This is a genomic window from Paenibacillus sp. SZ31, assembly GCF_012912005.1.
Taxonomy (GTDB): Bacteria; Bacillota; Bacilli; order Paenibacillales; family Paenibacillaceae; genus Paenibacillus.
On the sequence record NZ_JABBEA010000019.1, the window covers coordinates 24,777 to 40,951 of the forward strand.

The window sequence follows — 16,175 nt, forward strand, 5'->3', positions numbered from 1 at the left end:
AGTTCAACCTTTTATCTATTGTAGCACGATGCACCCGGCAGTATATTGAATAAGGCCAGCATGTGCCTCGAACCTGACATATTTCAGGATAATAAAAGATAAAAACGCTATGACTACTGTATTGGAGGAGCATTCATGAACACAACCCACTCTCGGGGATACGCTTATATCGCAGCAATACTGTACGCGGCTATTATAGGGCTATCCTTTCTATTTGTTAAAATGACCGTCACTGTTGCACATCCGATTGATGTGCTTGCCCACCGATTCGCCCTGTCGCTGATCGTTGTCAGCATTCCTGTCATTTTTGGCTGGATCAAAATACGACTGAGCCTTCGTGATCTGTGGCGAATCATTCCACTCGGGCTGCTGTCTCCCGTTTTATTTTTTGCCTTTCAAGCCTTTGGACTCGTATCTTCCAACTCATCGGAAGCCGGTATTATTCAGGCTATGGCTCCTGTATTCACACTCGTTCTCGCTTCACTCTTCCTGAAGGAACGCACATCCACGATGCAGAAGCTGTTCCTGCTTCTGTCTGTCGCTGGAGTGGTTTTTATTTTCATGATGCAAGGAAGTGTCATGTCAGTGGGTAACCTGAAAGGCATTGCATTATTGCTGCTATCCACAGTTTGTTTTGCAGGTTATGGTGTGCTTGCGAGACCATTAGCCCAGAAGTATAAACCGATGGAATTAACATGGGTCACACTGATGGTTGGCTGTATTGTGTTTAACGCTGCTTCCCTGATCCGACATGCGTCCAGTGGTTCCCTGATGGACTACATCAAACCACTTGGTGATGCATCCTATCTGGGTGCACTCGCTTATCTGGCGATCCTCTCCACCATGATCTCCACTCTGCTCGCTAGCTATGCCCTGACCCATTTGGAGGCTTCTCAAATGAGTGTATTCAGCAATCTGTCCACACTCATCTCCATCGTAGGGGGCGCATGGATACTGAACGAACCTGTTAGTGGCTATCACTTTATCGGAGCATTACTGATCATCGCCGGTGTACTTGGCACCAATATGAGCGGCCGCAAACACAGGCTGGTCAGTGGGATCAAAGCGTGATACGGATAGTTGAAAGAAATTCTTATTGAGGGGACACGACAGGCCAGGAAAGCGGCTCGGGAAACGATGCTACAGGTAAGAGAAGCCATGGGTATTCGTTATTTCGACTGACGGTATGAAGCGCTCCAATCCCGTTAACACTGCTGAGGACAGTCTACTGGGAAAAGGGGACCCCTCAGCATGAAACGAACACAGCCTTCTTTTTTACAAGCTATGATGTTGATCATGTTGTCCGTTGGCTTGATCAGCCATGTTCTGATTATTCCTGCCCTTTTGGCTGCGGCCAAAAGGGATTCTTGGATTTCCGTCCTGTTATCAGCCGGACCATTTCTCGTATTTGCGCTAATGCTCGCTTATGTCTCTCGTTTCCTCCAGCATCAAACCCTACATGAATGGCTGACATCCCGTCTCGGCAAGCCCATTGGCCTGTTCTTTCGAGTTGGGAACAGTCTCTTTTTTCTATGCGTCATCTATTTTACCCTGCACGATACCACCACTTGGGCCAAAACAAACTATTTGACCGAAACGCCAATATTGGTAACCAGCATTGCTTTGATGTCGCTCTGTGCCTACGCTGCGTATAAAGGTATTCGCTCGCTGGCATTTACGGCAGGATTGATCCTTCCACTGGTGGTACTGCTGGGCTTCTATGTTGCTATCGTGAATACCCAATACAAGGATTACAGTCGTCTGTTACCTCTGCTTGAACATGGTTGGCACCCCGTTCTTAAAGGCATGGTTTACAGTCTTTCAGGCATGTTTGAACTGCTGTTCATCTGGTACATCCAGCCTCATCTCACCAAACGTATACGTGTATGGCAGTATCTATTGCTCGCACTCATTATTGTGGGACTGACTGTAGGCCCACTCATTGGGGCGATTGTGGAATTCGATCCTTTTGAGGCTGCCAAAATGCGATATCCCGCCTTTGAAGAATGGCGTATTGCCTCCTTAGGCAAATACATCGCTCAAACCGACTTCTTTTCCATCTACCAGTGGCTCGCAGGCTCGTTCACCCGAATCAGTCTGGCTATGTATATTGTAGTAGAAATATGGAATATTAAGAATTCTACCAGAAGGCTCATCAGTTGTATCTCGTTAGGTGTCTTCTTTATTCTAACTATGTTGTTCCCTCTGGATGATATGACCTTCGAAAAGGTTCTGGTCGAATACATATTCCCGTTCAATCTCGTGTATCTGAGCGGATTTGCGATTATCGCAACAACAGTTGCCTTTATCCATTCACGCCATCAGAGGAGGAAACATCATGGAGCATCAAGCGATTGACACCACGTCCCATGAAACACTGCTTGCCTCTTTGAAAGAGCAGTTCAATCCATGTGCAGATGTCGTTATTCAGACCTTTCCTGTCAAAGATGAATCTGATCAACCCGTAATTTTGCTCTATTGCGATGGTCTGGTCGACGGTAAACAAATTAACCAATTTATTATTCCCCGTCTGGAACAGCACTCCCTGATCATTGAGGAATCACATCCCAAAGAACTGGGATTAACCTTAAATCCGATTGAGGATCTCACGGATTCCAAGAAACTTAATCTGTTGATTTTTAGTGGACAACTACTGATCATTTTCGGCAATGGGGTACAGTCCTGCAGTCTGGATATCGCTGATATACCGGGACGTAGTCCAGAAGAATCAGCCATTGAGACATCAGTTAAAGGGCCGCGTGATGGATTTACCGAAGAACTCACCACGAACGTTGCCCTTATTCGTAAACGAATGAAAACCTCTTCGATGTGTTATGAGAAATATGTCAAAGGTGGTCGTACCCAGACTGTTATTGGCCTTTTATATGTAAAAGATATTATCAATCCAGACATTCTGAAAGAAGCACGACACAATCTGGATCAGATTGAGATTGATGGCATTCTGGGTACCTCGATCATGGAAAGGGCTGTCATGGGAGGCGTTCGGAGTATCTTTCCGCTCACAGATAATACCGAGCGTCCTGATTTTGTCGTTGATTCCTTGCTAAATGGACGTTTTGCCGTTCTCATTGATGGTTCTCCTGTAGCGGTAATCGCTCCAACTACACTTTTCAATCAATTGAAATCTCCGGAAGACGAAAGCACACCCTTTTTCATCGTTACCTTTGAACGAATCTTACGCATATCCGGACTGCTGATTGCCTGTTTCTTCCCTGCCTTCTATATCGGCCTGACCAGTTTCAATGTGGAACAGATCCCGCTGCCTCTCTTGGCTACGATTGCGGGTACTCGGATGGGCCTACCCATGCCGGTGACGCTGGAAGCATTTCTGATGATTTTTATGTTCGAGCTATTTAACGAAGCCGGTCGCAGGTTACCCCGTGCATTGGGCCAGACCGTCAGCGTGGTCGGCGGGCTTATCATTGGGGATGCAGCCATTCGTGCCGGGATTACGTCTCCCACCATCATTGTCACGGTAGCGATCTCCGTCATCTCCAGCTATATTCTCGTGAACACCGTGCTGAGCGGGGCTACTGCCCATATCCGGATCGGGATGCTTCTTATCTCTTCCATTCTTGGATTATTCGGATTTATGATTGGACTATTCGCCCTGTTGGTGCACCTCGTATCCTTAGAGTGTTACGGCGTATCCTATCTGGCTCCCGTATCTCCCTACATTCCCGGAGACTTTACTCAGGCCGTATCCATGCCGCCTTCCATGAAAAGAACCAAACGTCCAGAAGCACTTCACACCCAAGATTCCACTCGTCGGAGAAAAGGGCCATGACCAGATGCACGTCCATGATTGGCCTACTTGTGGGGTGCTTGATCCTGCTAACGGGGTGCTGGGATTCCAAAGAGGTGCAAAGTATTAACTTCATCACGGCCATTGGAATAGATTACGTGGACAACCAGTACATTGCTTATGCCCAACTGATTGACTTTTCCAGTATTGCAAAACAGGAAACGCCAACTTCCCGGGAGACAAGGGATATCTGGACTGGACGTGGCGAAGGTACAACTCTGAGCATGGCTATTAACGACTTGTATGAAACGTCACAGCAGCAAACACTCTGGACTCATGTTAAAGCTATTGTCTTATCCAAAAAAGCACTGGATGGTCGACTGGAGGATATCTTTAATACACTTCTTCATTCAGGCCAATTGAGATATACACCCTGGATCTACGCTACAGAGCATAATATTCCGGATATACTCTCTCCCTCTGCATTGTTGAACCAATCCGCTCAGACCATTGAGTTATTTGAGCCCATGAGGCTATACAAACAACATTCCGGGTACGAACCTATCCGGCTCCATCAGCTTCTCGATGGACTACGGGAACCGGCTTCCGTCGTTCTTTTACCCTCGGTTTCAACGAGGAACGAGACCTGGTTCAACGGCGATAAAACGCCACCCCTTGTTAGAATGGATGGGTTTTATGTCATTTCCAAAGGCACAAGTCAGGGTAGAGTTGCAGGAGCAGACGCAGATGGTACACGATACGTAAATTATGAGCGCGTACATCAGTACCCGCTATACGTATATGGGAATGGTGGAAAAACTCCTGATTTAACCCTTATGCTTCGTCATCCCAAGACAAGAATCAAGGCGAGGAAACAAGGAGATGGCATCACATTCGATCTGGTTACCTCGGTCAAAAGCTCCATCACCGAAGATCATGGGGCTCCTCGGTCTCCTCATGCCATGGAACAGGAAGCAGAGAAACAAATCGAAGCCCAAATCCGAGATACGTTCGAAAAAACCAAGTCACGCAAGATCGATTCATACGGTCTGGTGGAACACCTCTATCGCCACAATCTGCCTTTATGGCAACAAGAGGTATCCCAACGTGCTGATCCCCTCGAGCGTTTTAAGCTTGGTAAAGTGGAGGTTCATGTGGATATCCTTAATGCGAGCACGTATAAATACAGTAAGTGATTGTAATGAAAGAAGACCCGTAAACCTGCATTACATGCAAGATTACGGGTCTTCTTTTTTTTGGGCTTGCTTTTGATGCCCAGTCGCCATGTTATCCCAATGGATACGCCATGACACTCATCAATGCCAATTCAGGCTGGGTCGTGTCCAAGCGGCTGTACTGAATGATAACAGGGATGTTGCTCGAAACAGTGATGGCATAAGGTACGCCTGACGGGATAGACTGCTCTCCCGATCGGAGCGATGCGGTACGAATGTGTTTTGTTCTTCTTGCTGGCACTTCAGCAACGATATCTTCAAGTGGATCTCTGTCTTCAAAATAGATTGTGATGTGCAGCTCCGCATCCGTTGTACCTGTGTTTAATACACAGATGCTCTCATGACTCTCCAGCGTTCCGCTACTCTCCGGTGGGATGTAGCCATCCGGAATTACCCAATAGGTGTGACCTGTAGCTGCTGAAGCCGTCTGATGGGCTGAAGTGCCTTGTTTCGTCGGGTCCAATGTCATTTGAGTATATCCTCCAATAATTAAATTAAAAACGTGGGGGCGGCTCGCGGGGCGGTCGCTTCGGCGGGCGGATCGGGCCGTGGGCCGCTGTTGGCTCGGGATTTCTTCGGCTCATTCGCGGGGCCAACTCTTAAAAAATCCGTGGGCTCGCGGGGCAGACGCTTCGGCGGGCGGATCGGGCCGTGGGCCGCTGTTGGCTCGGGATTTCTATTCATTCCCCCTCAGCAGGGGAAATCCCACTCCAAAGGCGGACGCTTCGCTCCCTCTACCCGATTCCGCCCTCCTCCGCTGCAACGCTCGCCTTTTCTTTTTTAAAAGATTATTGCCTTCGCTACTCGCTGGGCAACTTTGTTTCGCTCGTTACTTTGTTTAACTCGCTTAATAATTAAGGGCATGAACCTACCGCAGATACATCTGCAACGGTTGCAATTGCAACTCGCGGATGGCTTCTGCCACCTGCTGGGCAAGGCGGCGGGCACCGCGTTCCTGAAAATGTGTGTTATCCTCCACGCCTGACGGGAAGTTCACATACTCGCCTGGTAGCACCCACATAAAGTCGTCCTTGGTGCCTTCCACGCCTGCCTGCTCGAACAGAAGACGGCTACGCTCAGCCAGATCGATCAGTGGAACATCTTCCTCTTGCGCCAGCTCACGCACGGCGATGATATAATCGCCGTGCGTATCGGTCAATGTGCCATCATCCGCAAAATAGCGACGATGCACCGGGGTGATGAGCACCGGACGAGCCTTGGCTTCGCGTGCAGCGTCGATATACTTTTTCAAATATTCCTTATATGTTGTGAATGGGTCCGTCCCACGTTCAGGGTCCGGCTTCTCATCGTTATGTCCAAATTGAATAAACAGAAAATCTTCAGGCTTGATTCGCTCCAGAATGGCGCTTAATCTGCCTTCGTTAATAAAGCTGCGGGAACTGCGCCCTGACTGGGCGTGATTATCCACTGCAACATCATGTTTGAACTGTGCAGGCAACAGCTGGCCCCAACCACAATACGGATACCCACTTTCCGGCTGATCCGTTACGGTAGAATCCCCGGCAAGAAATACGGTCATGGTCTGATTCGCAAGGGTGATCTCCAACGCATTGATTCTTGGTGCAGGACCAGAAAATGACAGACGAAGTCTGCCGCCGCGAACAACCACTGAGAATCGAAGCTCTGCGCATTGCCCTGGAAGTGTACGAATGGTTGGCAGTACAAGCCTACCCTCACTAGCTTTCACGCGGGTCACTGTCTCGGCCAATTCATCACCTGCAACAAGTAATACCTGATAGGTTCCATCGGGAAGATCTACGATGAAAGATGCTTTGAGCGGAATACAGAAGCTCGAACGCAATCGGGCAGACATGGTCGTCTGCCCCTGATTGCTATGAGTTTGATTCGTGGAATCCGACACATCGTCATCACTAATGCGTTGTTTTTCATACACCAGAGAACCTGCTTCGAATCCATACCCTCCACGGTCCTCATATGTGGTTGTTGCTGCCACATTCAGATAATCTCCTGTCTCTTCTTCTCTTCCCGAGTCCGGTCCAAAGTTAAACTTCCAGCTGGTCACGGACACTGCCTGGCCCTCTGCCGCTGCCTCCATGGCAACGGCCTGACTACCCTGAGCTTTATTCAAAAGCGACAACCTCCTTGTTTAACTTTCGTAACGTTCATTCCGGCGAAGATATGAAGATGAAGTGAATCCAACTTATCCTTTCAATCCACTGGTGCTCATTCCTTGAACAATCTGTTTCTGGAAGATGAAGAACACCGCTACAACTGGAACCAGACTGACGATGGACATCGCGAACATCGCGCCCCAGTTGGAAGCAGATTCGCTATCTAGGAACATTTTCAGCGCCATCGACACGGTGTATTTATCAGGTGAATTCAGGTACAATACCGGACCGAGCAGATCCTCCCATCTCCAGTAGAAGGAGAAGATGGCTGCAGTCGCCAGAGAAGACTTGATCAGTGGCATAATAATCTGAATATACAATCTGAATTTGTTACATCCGTCGATGGTCGCAGCCTCATCCAGCTCCTTCGGAATCGTTCGAATGAACTGTACCATCAGGAAGATAAAGAAAGGCATTCCGAAGAATGTAGGGACAACGATTGGCAGAATCGTATTTAGCCAGCCCAGCTTCGTGAAGATAATGTATTGAGGAACCAATACCACGTCATGTGGCAACATCAGTGTTAACATCATCAAGGAGAACCAGAATGTACGTCCCTTGAAGTTAAGTCTGGCAAATCCGAAAGCGATCAGCGATGACGATATCACGGCACCGATGGTCGAAATAATTACGATAACAAGTGAATTGGTGATGTAATCCATAAACGGTCTTCCAGCGGTGCCTTTCCAACCATCCACATAGTTACTCCAAATCCACTCGGTAGGGAACAGGGTATCGGCAGTGACGAATATCGTACGGCTTTCCTTGAATGAACTGAAGAGCATCCAGAGTACAGGATACAACATCAGGAGGGCAAGCGCTGCAACGAACAGGTGATAAATGGGCCATTTTACATTTCTCCAAACCATCGTTACTTCCCTCCTTCAGATTCGTAGAACACCCAGTACTTGGATGTTAAGAATACTGCTACTGTAAGTCCACCAATCATAAGAAGCATGATCCAGGCCATGGCCGAAGCATAACCCATGTTGTTAAACATAAATGCCTGACGGAACAGATACAGGGAGTACAACATCGTACCATCCATTGGACCGCCTTCTCCTTTGGAGATAATGTAGGCTGGTACGAACGTCATGAATGCACCAATCGTTTGCATAATCATATTGAATAGAACGATCGGGCTAAGGAGCGGCAAGGTAATGCTGAAAAATTTTCGAATAGGATTCGCACCATCTACACCTGCTGCCTCGTACATCTCAGTGGGGATATTTTTGAGACCAGCGAGGAAGATCAGCATGGACGAACCGAACTGCCACACAGACAGAGAGATAAGCATAACGAGGGACGCATTTGGGTCACCAAACCAGCTTATAGGCCCAATCCCGATTGCCGTCAGTGCGCTGTTAACAACACCCTCATTACTGAAAAGGTTACGCCACATAATGGATACGGCCACACTACCACCGATAATGGATGGCAGGTAGTACAGTGTCCGGTACGTTCCAATCATACGAGAGCCAGTGTTCAGGACCATCGCTACGAAGAGAGCAAAGATCAATCTTAACGGTACCCCAATGAATACATACAGAAACGTCACTCTGACCGAATTCCAGTATTTCGGGTCATCAAAAAACATTTTGGTGTAGTTATCGAGCCCAATCCACCGCGGAGAAGTGAACAAGTTATAACTCGTGAACGACATATACAGGGAAACAAACATGGGGATGAGCGTGAAGCCCAGGAATCCAATAATAAACGGGCTGATGAACGCATATCCGGTTAAGTTTCTACGTAGCGATGAATACTGCCTCAATGGAACGAACCTCCTTCATGGATCAGCTTGCTCCCTCAATCCTTGCTTCGGGTTATCTGGACGGGGAAAGGCCCTCGCATTAGCGAGTAGCCCCTTTCCCGACCATCCCTGCAGTGGGACGAGCAAGCTATCATTCAACTGTTATTTATTGTTCGCAAGTACAGATTCGGCGTTCTTGCGGAAAGTTTCTGCTGCCTGTTCGGGTGTAATTTTGCCAAAGTTCAATTCTTCAACCACATCTGCCAGGGAAGAGATTACTTCAGGTGAACCAACCGGTGGCGGAGGGCTCATTGGTGAAGCCTTAGGCTCCATCGCTGCTACGAATTCAAAGACCTGTTTCGTTGCATCACTCAGCTCAGGTGCGATGGCTTCTTTGATTGCTCCTGAGATTGGTACACCGCGCTCACCTTTGATCAGTTTGTTGGCTTCCACATCATTCACCCAGAAATCGATGAATTTAGCTGCTTCTTCCTTCACTTTGGAGTTGGACGTCACACCCCAGTACATACTTGGCTGCATATAAAGTCCTTTTTCCATATCCGGTCCTGGCATTGGAGCGATTTCGAGTGGACGGTTCGCTACTTGTTGCAAGGCTACGAACTGGTTGGACCATTGCCATACGCCAATTCCTTTTTCCTTCACCAGATCCGATTCCTCAATAATGCCTTTGGTTTGGTTAGCTACATCCGGTGTAGGTGCTGCGCCCTGCTCGATCATGCGGCGCATGAGCCCGAAGAACTCCACAAACAATTGATTATCATCATAGCCAAGACCTGTTCCTTCTGCATTGTAAAGCGACAATCCTTTGGTACGCAGGAAGTAGTGGAAGAAAATATCCGGAGCTATCCCTCCATCCAAATACAGACCTTTATCTGCGGTTTGTTTACCCAGTGCTTCGTACGATTCCCAAGTCATATTGTCAGGGATTGCATCCACGCCTGCTGTTTTAAGCAACGCTGGATCATACTGGAAGCCCAGAACGTTAACACCGGCAGGTACACCGTATTGTTTACCGTTAATTACACCTGTGCTGATAACATTCTCGGACACATCGTCCACTTTGATCTGGTTACCCAGATATGGTGCAAGATCCTCAAGCTGACCATTCTGTGCATATTGGCTGATGTAGGAAATATCCATCTGAACGATGTCAGGCAACTGATTTGCCGCTGCTTGTGGTGCGAGCTTTTTCCAGTAGTCATCAAATGAAGCATATTCAACGTCGATTTTGACATTCGGGTTTTTCGTTTTGTACAGGTCGATGACCTTCTGTGTATATTCATGCCTTGCATCCGAGCCCCACCAAGCGATCCGCAGGGTAACTGAGTCATCTCCAGATGCTCCTTCAGTTCCTCCACCTGAGCTACATGCCGCTGTAAACACGAGCAAAGCAGCCATCATCAGGAATATTGCCTTTTTCACCATGTCAATCTCCCCTTTTATGTTGATATGGTTGTGTGAACGAGTTATCCCTCCGTTACTGATAACGCTTTCACAAACTTGTTAATGTCATTTTCGCAAATGTACGACCATAGTTGAATACACAAAACCGTCTTGTTGGTTCAAAAAACAGAGGAGGACAACAGTCCCCCTCTCGGCGCTGTTCGTCCTCCTCAGACATGAATCCCATGATTGGTAGTCCATTGTTATATGCCTATCCTACGGAATTCCGTAGGTGTCATACCAGTCCACTTTTTGAACACCTGACTGAAATATTGTGAATTCCCGCCGAATCCGAACAATTCAGCAAGCTCGAATACTTTCACATCCCCGCCTCTGCGAATATGGTCACATGCGCGTTCAATGCGCAGACGATTCACGTAGTTGGAGAAATTCTCGCCTGTGACTTTTTTGAAAATTTTGCCCAAATAATCTGGATTCATATACAGCATCTGATGGGCGACTCCATTGAGCGAGAGATCTGCCTCTCCATAATGACGATCCACGATATCCATCATCTTCTCCACGGCAGAAGACTGGCGACTGATATGATTTTTGTAATAACCGGACGTTAATCGGGCTGTACTGCTTGCTACAAAAGACTTCAAACCAGATAACGTATCGATATGAGGCAATTCTGCCATACGTTGGGTGAATTCCGTTGCCTCCTCAGGCGGACAGACATGAACCATCGCCGAGTAGAGCTGCACTACGTAAGAGCGAGTCACCTCAATTTCCAGCTGCTGACGCGATAATAGATCAAACAGACGATCCACTTCTACCGCTGTTTCCTCGGTATTGCCCGATTTGATCAACTGACACAGTTGCTCCGCATCCTGTTCTACATGCACCCCATCGCATTCTCCGGCCAGTATCAGATCATTCTTCGTAATCAGCTTGCCTTCACCGATAAAAAAGCGATGGTTCAGATACTGCAACGCCTCACGAAACAACCGCCGGGACTGAATCATTCGATCTGCTTCACTCAGCGCAGCGGTCACTTCCAATTTATATAGTCTGGTAAATGCAGCCCGAACCTCTTCAATACTTTCTTTCAGTCCGGCCGAATCAGCTGAATCAGCCAGCAGAATCAGGAGTTTGCCTTCAATGGTTGTGCTTAACAGTACATGCGGGAGCAGGTCGCTGGCAATATTTTTAATCGCAAATAAGTGACTGTAATCATGTTCATCCACAATTCGGAACAGCAGTAATCGAACCGCGTTCTCTTCAAGCTCCAGATCGAACAGCTCCTGATAATACTCCAGATCAACCGGACCATAGGTTCGGTTGGTCATGAACTCCAGCAGAAACTGCTCCTTCACATGCGGAAGCACCCGTTGCAGCCGCTGTTTCATCTCACCAGCAACATGCTCTTTCACCTGAGCATCCTGATGCTCCTGCAACAGTTCAGTCAGTGCATCATGGATCTGATTCTCGTTACAAGGCTTGAGCAAATAATGCTTCACACCATATTGCATCGCTCTGCGGGCATATTCGAACTCTTTATAGCCGGATAACATAATGAAGCGTACACCCGGATATGCTTCGGATGCCTTCTCTATGAGCCCGAGACCATCCAGGCCCGGCATGGAAATATCCGTAATGATAATATCGGGTCTCGACTGCCCGATTTTGTCCAATGCTTCAATTCCATTCCTCGCCGTGCCCACCAATTCCGTACCTGCCGCGGCCCAATCGACCACTTGAGAAATCCCTTCCAGAATGACACGTTCATCATCTACGAGCATCACTTTGTACATCGTCATCGTCCTCTCTAATCCAAGGTATGCTGATCGATACTACAGTTCCTGATCCGGGCTTGCTGCTCATCACCATTCCACCTTCATCACCGAAGGTCAGTCTGATTCGTTCCTGGATGTTAGATAACCCAATGCCCTGTCCTCTTGTCTGAATACGTCCTTCGTGTAGTTGTTCCAGGAATTCCGGTGTCATCCCCGGACCATCGTCCTCGACTTCAATAATCACCTTATCTCCATCTGCTCTCGCCCGGATCCGAATCCGGCAAGGGTCAATGCTTGGTTCGAGTGCATAGTGTATGGCGTTCTCCACCAAAGGCTGTAATGTTAACTTCGGAATTCGCGCCGTCCCAACCTCTGGGGCAATCTCCATGTCGAAATCCAGTCTTTCCTCAAAACGAGTGCGCTGAATCGTCACGTAACTGCGGACAATATCCAGCTCTCTTTCCAGCGTGATCCACTTCTCGGTCATATTCACAGAACTGCGCAGCAGGAATCCAAGCGCCTCAACCATTTCCGAGATCTGTCGTTGCTTCTGTACTTTGGCTAGCCAGTTAATGGATTCAAGCGTGTTGTACAGAAAATGAGGATTAATCTGCGCCTGAAGCGCTTTCAATTCGGTCTCACGAATCACCAATTGCTTCGCATAATTCTCATCAATTAATTCACGTATCCGTTGAAGCATCATCTTGAATGTGCGATGTAGCAGTCCGACCTCATTCTGTGGAGATATCGGAACATTGCCAAGGGCTGCCTCCTCCAGTTTATCCAGATCACCTTTTTCGATATTACGCATCTTTTTGATCAACTGTGCAATCGGGTGGGTAATGCTGCGAGAGAATCTCGCTCCAATAATAAGCGCTGCGAGAAAAATCATGATAAAGATGACCGTGACCAACTGTTTGACAAATTGGACCTGTTTGAACATCTGGTCAAACGGGGTTGTGTACAAATAAGTCCAATCCGAATAGGAAGAATGGGCCCGGGCAACAAAGTGCCTTCCCTGCTCCAACATCGCAATTCCGTAGGGCTGGGTGCGCTTCAATTCAGACTCAATCTCAGCTTCACTGACTGTTGATTCTGTTGGGTAGATCACTTCTTTTCCATCCGTAATCAGTAGTTGAGAGTCCTCGGCTGGTTCTTGCATCTGATCCTGTACAATTCGGTCCAGACGTACGCGGATGATCAATGTCCCGAGGTCTTCCAATGTAAACGCTCCGCCAATAAAGGATTTCACCTGTCGGACGGACAAAAGTCGGGACTGTTTATCCCCACTGGTATGCCAGGCATTGGAGCCCGAGTATTGCTGTCCCAGTGCAACCAGTTCCTTCTGCTTCGACTCCGAAATTCCCTCCCGATTTCCTGCGGCCATAACGTTATTATCATTATCGATAAATAGCATGGAATAGACGTATTTTTCGGAACCCGCGTAAGCGACTAGCCTGTTGGTAATCTTTTTGCGTAATCCATTTTTCTCATAACCCGTTTCGACCTTTTTCAGTTGGAGCAGATATTGTTGCAGCGGCTCGTCCGACATCACCTTGAAGGAGAGATTGGAAATTTCACGCAGTTGATTCTCAATACCTACCGAAGACATATTAAGGACCTGTGAGGATTTCTCATAAATCTGGCGGTCGTAGATACTGAACACATATCGGAGTACGGACGCATAAAACGTAAAGCTGATTAGCATCAACAGTCCGATGAGAAGAATCGTTTTGTGATGAATCGGCAGTGTTGTGAAAGCGTTCTTAATTTTACTCATCCTAAGCGCTCCTTTGGCTTGCGAAGGGTGCTATCGTGCTATGGGTTAGTGGTTTTATTGTCAGTTATTTTCATATTTACACATCCATGGTCATCTGACAAGATATATTTATGCAACATTTGAGGTCATTAGAGAAGGTATACACCTATGTAAGGAACTCTCATAGAACGTAAAATAGCCAGAACGCCTTGAACAGATCAAGGAATTCTGGCTAATGAATAACATATTATGTTAGAGCACGAAATGCATTTTACGGATTAACAAAAACCGTTTTCAGCTTCGCTACATACTGCACGTCAAAGCCAAGACCTTCAGCTACCATCGCAAGCGGTACATATGTTTTGGACTCTTTGCCTACCTTGTTCAGGAAGGCAGGTGTATCCACAGTAACGGATGCTCCGTTGACCTTCACCGCATTGGCACCAATCGTCACGGCTACCTTACGGTCTCCGTATGTAATCGTTGCGGTTGAAGTTTTGTTATCCCACACGGTAGTAGCACCGACCGCGTTCACGATGTCCTGGATCGCCACAAAGTTTTTGCCGTTACGGATAATCGGTTTGTACGGTGTATTCAATGTTTTGCCACTCACAATAATGTTCATCGGCTCACCTATCGCAGGTGCAGTCAGCTTGGTGTAGTCGCCCCAGATCGTTTTGGCAAATACTTCGGCAATGGCTGCATATCCGAATTGATTCGGGTGGAAATCACGATTTTTGATCATATGTGTCATGGTGCCTTCGCCGCCAACAAATTCCTTAGCCACGTGTGCGACTTTGACATCGGTACCCTGAGCAGTGAATTGTGCTGCAATACCATCAATAGTCTGTGTGAAACCTTGGGATGCCTCCATAAGTTTGGCATAGAGGGCCTTGCCCGCTACTTCTGGCATCGGTTGATACTGGTCAGCGATGACAATTTTAGCTGTCGGGTTAATCTCATGGATATCATTAATCGTTGCACTGATATTGGCTGTGTAGGTTGCGAGTAATTCTTTTACTTTCTCTTGGAGCTCCTGATCACTCAGTTTGTCTGCTGTACCGAGCAACTCCGATACATCATTCCCCCCAATGGTGATTGCAACCAGATTCGCCTGCGCTATACTCTCGCGAATTGCATCTGTATTGGCTCCAATCTGTCCCGCTCTTGGATCGGGAAGACTTGGTTGAATGGCTTCAGATGTTAGTGTGTTGCCATCCTTAATTGCAGTGGTGAAGTTTTTCAGGCCACTGGTTTTCAATCCAGCAATCCCATAGTTGTCCACCTGTGTACGTCCATGCAGCAATCCCTGCTCCTGCAAACGCTCTACATAACCATAAGGCAGCTCTTTTGTGTTGGGCTCATAACCTACGGTAATAGAGTCTCCCAATGTAACGATGCGGAACTCCTTCGTTACGGCAACGGCATCTTTCTTGGCAGTCAGTGATGCCTCGTTAGTACCCGCAGGCAATCCGCCAGTCTTAACGTCTGCAGCATGTGCAGGCAATGCAGATGATGTGAAGAGCAGCATTCCTGCCAGCATGCTGGCCGTTAAACCTGCAGCTGTATTTTCCCATATACGTTTACGCTTCATTCGGGGTAACACTCCTTTTCGTGAATCTATAATAATTTACACTAATATATAGTACATCGCTCATTCCAATGACATCAGTTCGTGTTACTCTATTCTATCATTTTAAAGTAGGCGTTGTCCTCTCTGTAAGAAGCACGCATGAAATAACAGACTCCCTGATGGGGAGCCTGCTATTGGTTAAGCTCAGCTATGACGTTCAGTGATAATTAAGATTGCGGCTTATCCGGGTCCTTAGAATTCGAATGATCCGTGTCGCTCTCCGGTTTGTTCCCGGTAGTTCGCTCCAGATAGCGATCATAACGATCGTCCACTTCGCGTGCCATCTTCTGGTACTTTAACGTTTCCTCGACGATTGGATCACGTTCCGTCTGAATCCGCACTTCATATTTGGGAGGAATCAGCTGGCGTTCACGCTGATCGGTGTCGCCGGACTCTTCCATGTCCCCTTCCGTCAGCATATCACTGAGCCGTCGTTCCAGTTCTTTGGATTCATCCATTGTTCTCGCTCCTTTAATTAAAGTCATACCTGCTTTACCTATACTATTGTACTTTCACTTCGTGTACAGAATCATCTTTCGATCGCTGTTATCCCCTGATTTCTTTGATTCCCTTTTCCAAGGGAGAAATCCGGTGATAAAGGCGAGCGCTCCGCTTCTTCAGATGCTTTCTGTCCCCTCCGTTAATGTACAATTACAGGTTATTAAAGCATGGA

13 protein-coding genes are annotated in these 16,175 nt (G+C 47.5%); 4 read left to right on the forward strand and 9 right to left on the reverse strand.

The features are described 5' to 3' along the window. Positions 1 to 135: 135 nt before the first annotated feature. The 4 genes from HF638_RS25115 (at position 136) to HF638_RS25130 (ending at position 4,962) form a co-directional block, all read left to right on the forward strand. Positions 136 to 1,071: a DMT family transporter gene (locus tag HF638_RS25115; RefSeq protein ID WP_169482728.1), complete on the forward strand. Its 936-nt coding sequence runs from the start codon at positions 136 to 138 to the stop codon at positions 1,069 to 1,071. 180 nt (positions 1,072 to 1,251) lie between these two features. After that, on the forward strand, positions 1,252 to 2,358 hold the full coding sequence (locus HF638_RS25120; protein ID WP_169482729.1) for a GerAB/ArcD/ProY family transporter: 1,107 nt from the start codon (positions 1,252 to 1,254) through the stop codon (positions 2,356 to 2,358). Then, positions 2,339 to 3,808: a spore germination protein gene (locus tag HF638_RS25125; protein WP_169482730.1), complete on the forward strand. Its 1,470-nt coding sequence runs from the start codon at positions 2,339 to 2,341 to the stop codon at positions 3,806 to 3,808. The genes HF638_RS25120 and HF638_RS25125 overlap by 20 nt, the downstream gene beginning before the upstream one ends. Beyond that, positions 3,805 to 4,962, forward strand: a complete 1,158-nt coding sequence (locus tag HF638_RS25130) for a Ger(x)C family spore germination protein (protein WP_169482731.1) — start codon at positions 3,805 to 3,807, stop codon at positions 4,960 to 4,962. The genes HF638_RS25125 and HF638_RS25130 overlap by 4 nt, the downstream gene beginning before the upstream one ends. Positions 4,963 to 5,053: 91 nt before the next feature. Here HF638_RS25130 and HF638_RS25135 read toward each other — a convergent pair whose 3' ends face one another. The 9 genes from HF638_RS25135 to HF638_RS25175 form a co-directional block, all read right to left on the reverse strand. Beyond that, complete coding sequence (locus tag HF638_RS25135) at positions 5,054 to 5,470, reverse strand: sensory rhodopsin transducer (RefSeq protein WP_169482732.1); 417 nt, start codon at positions 5,468 to 5,470, stop codon at positions 5,054 to 5,056. A 399-nt stretch (positions 5,471 to 5,869) separates the two neighbouring features. Further along, on the reverse strand, positions 5,870 to 7,078 hold the full coding sequence (locus HF638_RS25140) for a rhamnogalacturonan acetylesterase (protein ID WP_481856177.1): 1,209 nt from the start codon (positions 7,076 to 7,078) through the stop codon (positions 5,870 to 5,872). Between the two features lie 105 nt (positions 7,079 to 7,183). Further along, a complete protein-coding gene (locus HF638_RS25145) occupies positions 7,184 to 8,023 on the reverse strand; it encodes a carbohydrate ABC transporter permease (RefSeq protein ID WP_169482734.1) in 840 nt (279 codons plus the stop codon). Positions 8,024 to 8,025: 2 nt separating this feature from the next. Beyond that, positions 8,026 to 8,928 carry a carbohydrate ABC transporter permease gene (locus tag HF638_RS25150; RefSeq protein WP_169482735.1) on the reverse strand — a complete coding sequence of 301 codons (903 nt, stop codon included), beginning with the start codon at positions 8,926 to 8,928 and terminating at the stop codon, positions 8,026 to 8,028. Positions 8,929 to 9,069: 141 nt separating this feature from the next. Further along, positions 9,070 to 10,353 carry an ABC transporter substrate-binding protein gene (locus HF638_RS25155; RefSeq protein ID WP_169482736.1) on the reverse strand — a complete coding sequence of 428 codons (1,284 nt, stop codon included), beginning with the start codon at positions 10,351 to 10,353 and terminating at the stop codon, positions 9,070 to 9,072. A gap of 221 nt (positions 10,354 to 10,574) precedes the next feature. Further along, a complete protein-coding gene (locus HF638_RS25160) occupies positions 10,575 to 12,128 on the reverse strand; it encodes a response regulator transcription factor (protein ID WP_169482737.1) in 1,554 nt (517 codons plus the stop codon). Further along, on the reverse strand, positions 12,103 to 13,890 hold the full coding sequence (locus tag HF638_RS25165; protein ID WP_169482738.1) for a sensor histidine kinase: 1,788 nt from the start codon (positions 13,888 to 13,890) through the stop codon (positions 12,103 to 12,105). Before HF638_RS25165 ends, HF638_RS25160 begins: the two co-directional genes overlap by 26 nt. Before the next feature lie 250 nt (positions 13,891 to 14,140). Then, on the reverse strand, positions 14,141 to 15,463 hold the full coding sequence (locus HF638_RS25170) for an SGNH/GDSL hydrolase family protein (protein WP_169482739.1): 1,323 nt from the start codon (positions 15,461 to 15,463) through the stop codon (positions 14,141 to 14,143). 206 nt (positions 15,464 to 15,669) lie between these two features. After that, positions 15,670 to 15,960, reverse strand: a complete 291-nt coding sequence (locus tag HF638_RS25175; RefSeq protein WP_169482740.1) for a hypothetical protein — start codon at positions 15,958 to 15,960, stop codon at positions 15,670 to 15,672. Positions 15,961 to 16,175: the final 215 nt, after the last annotated feature.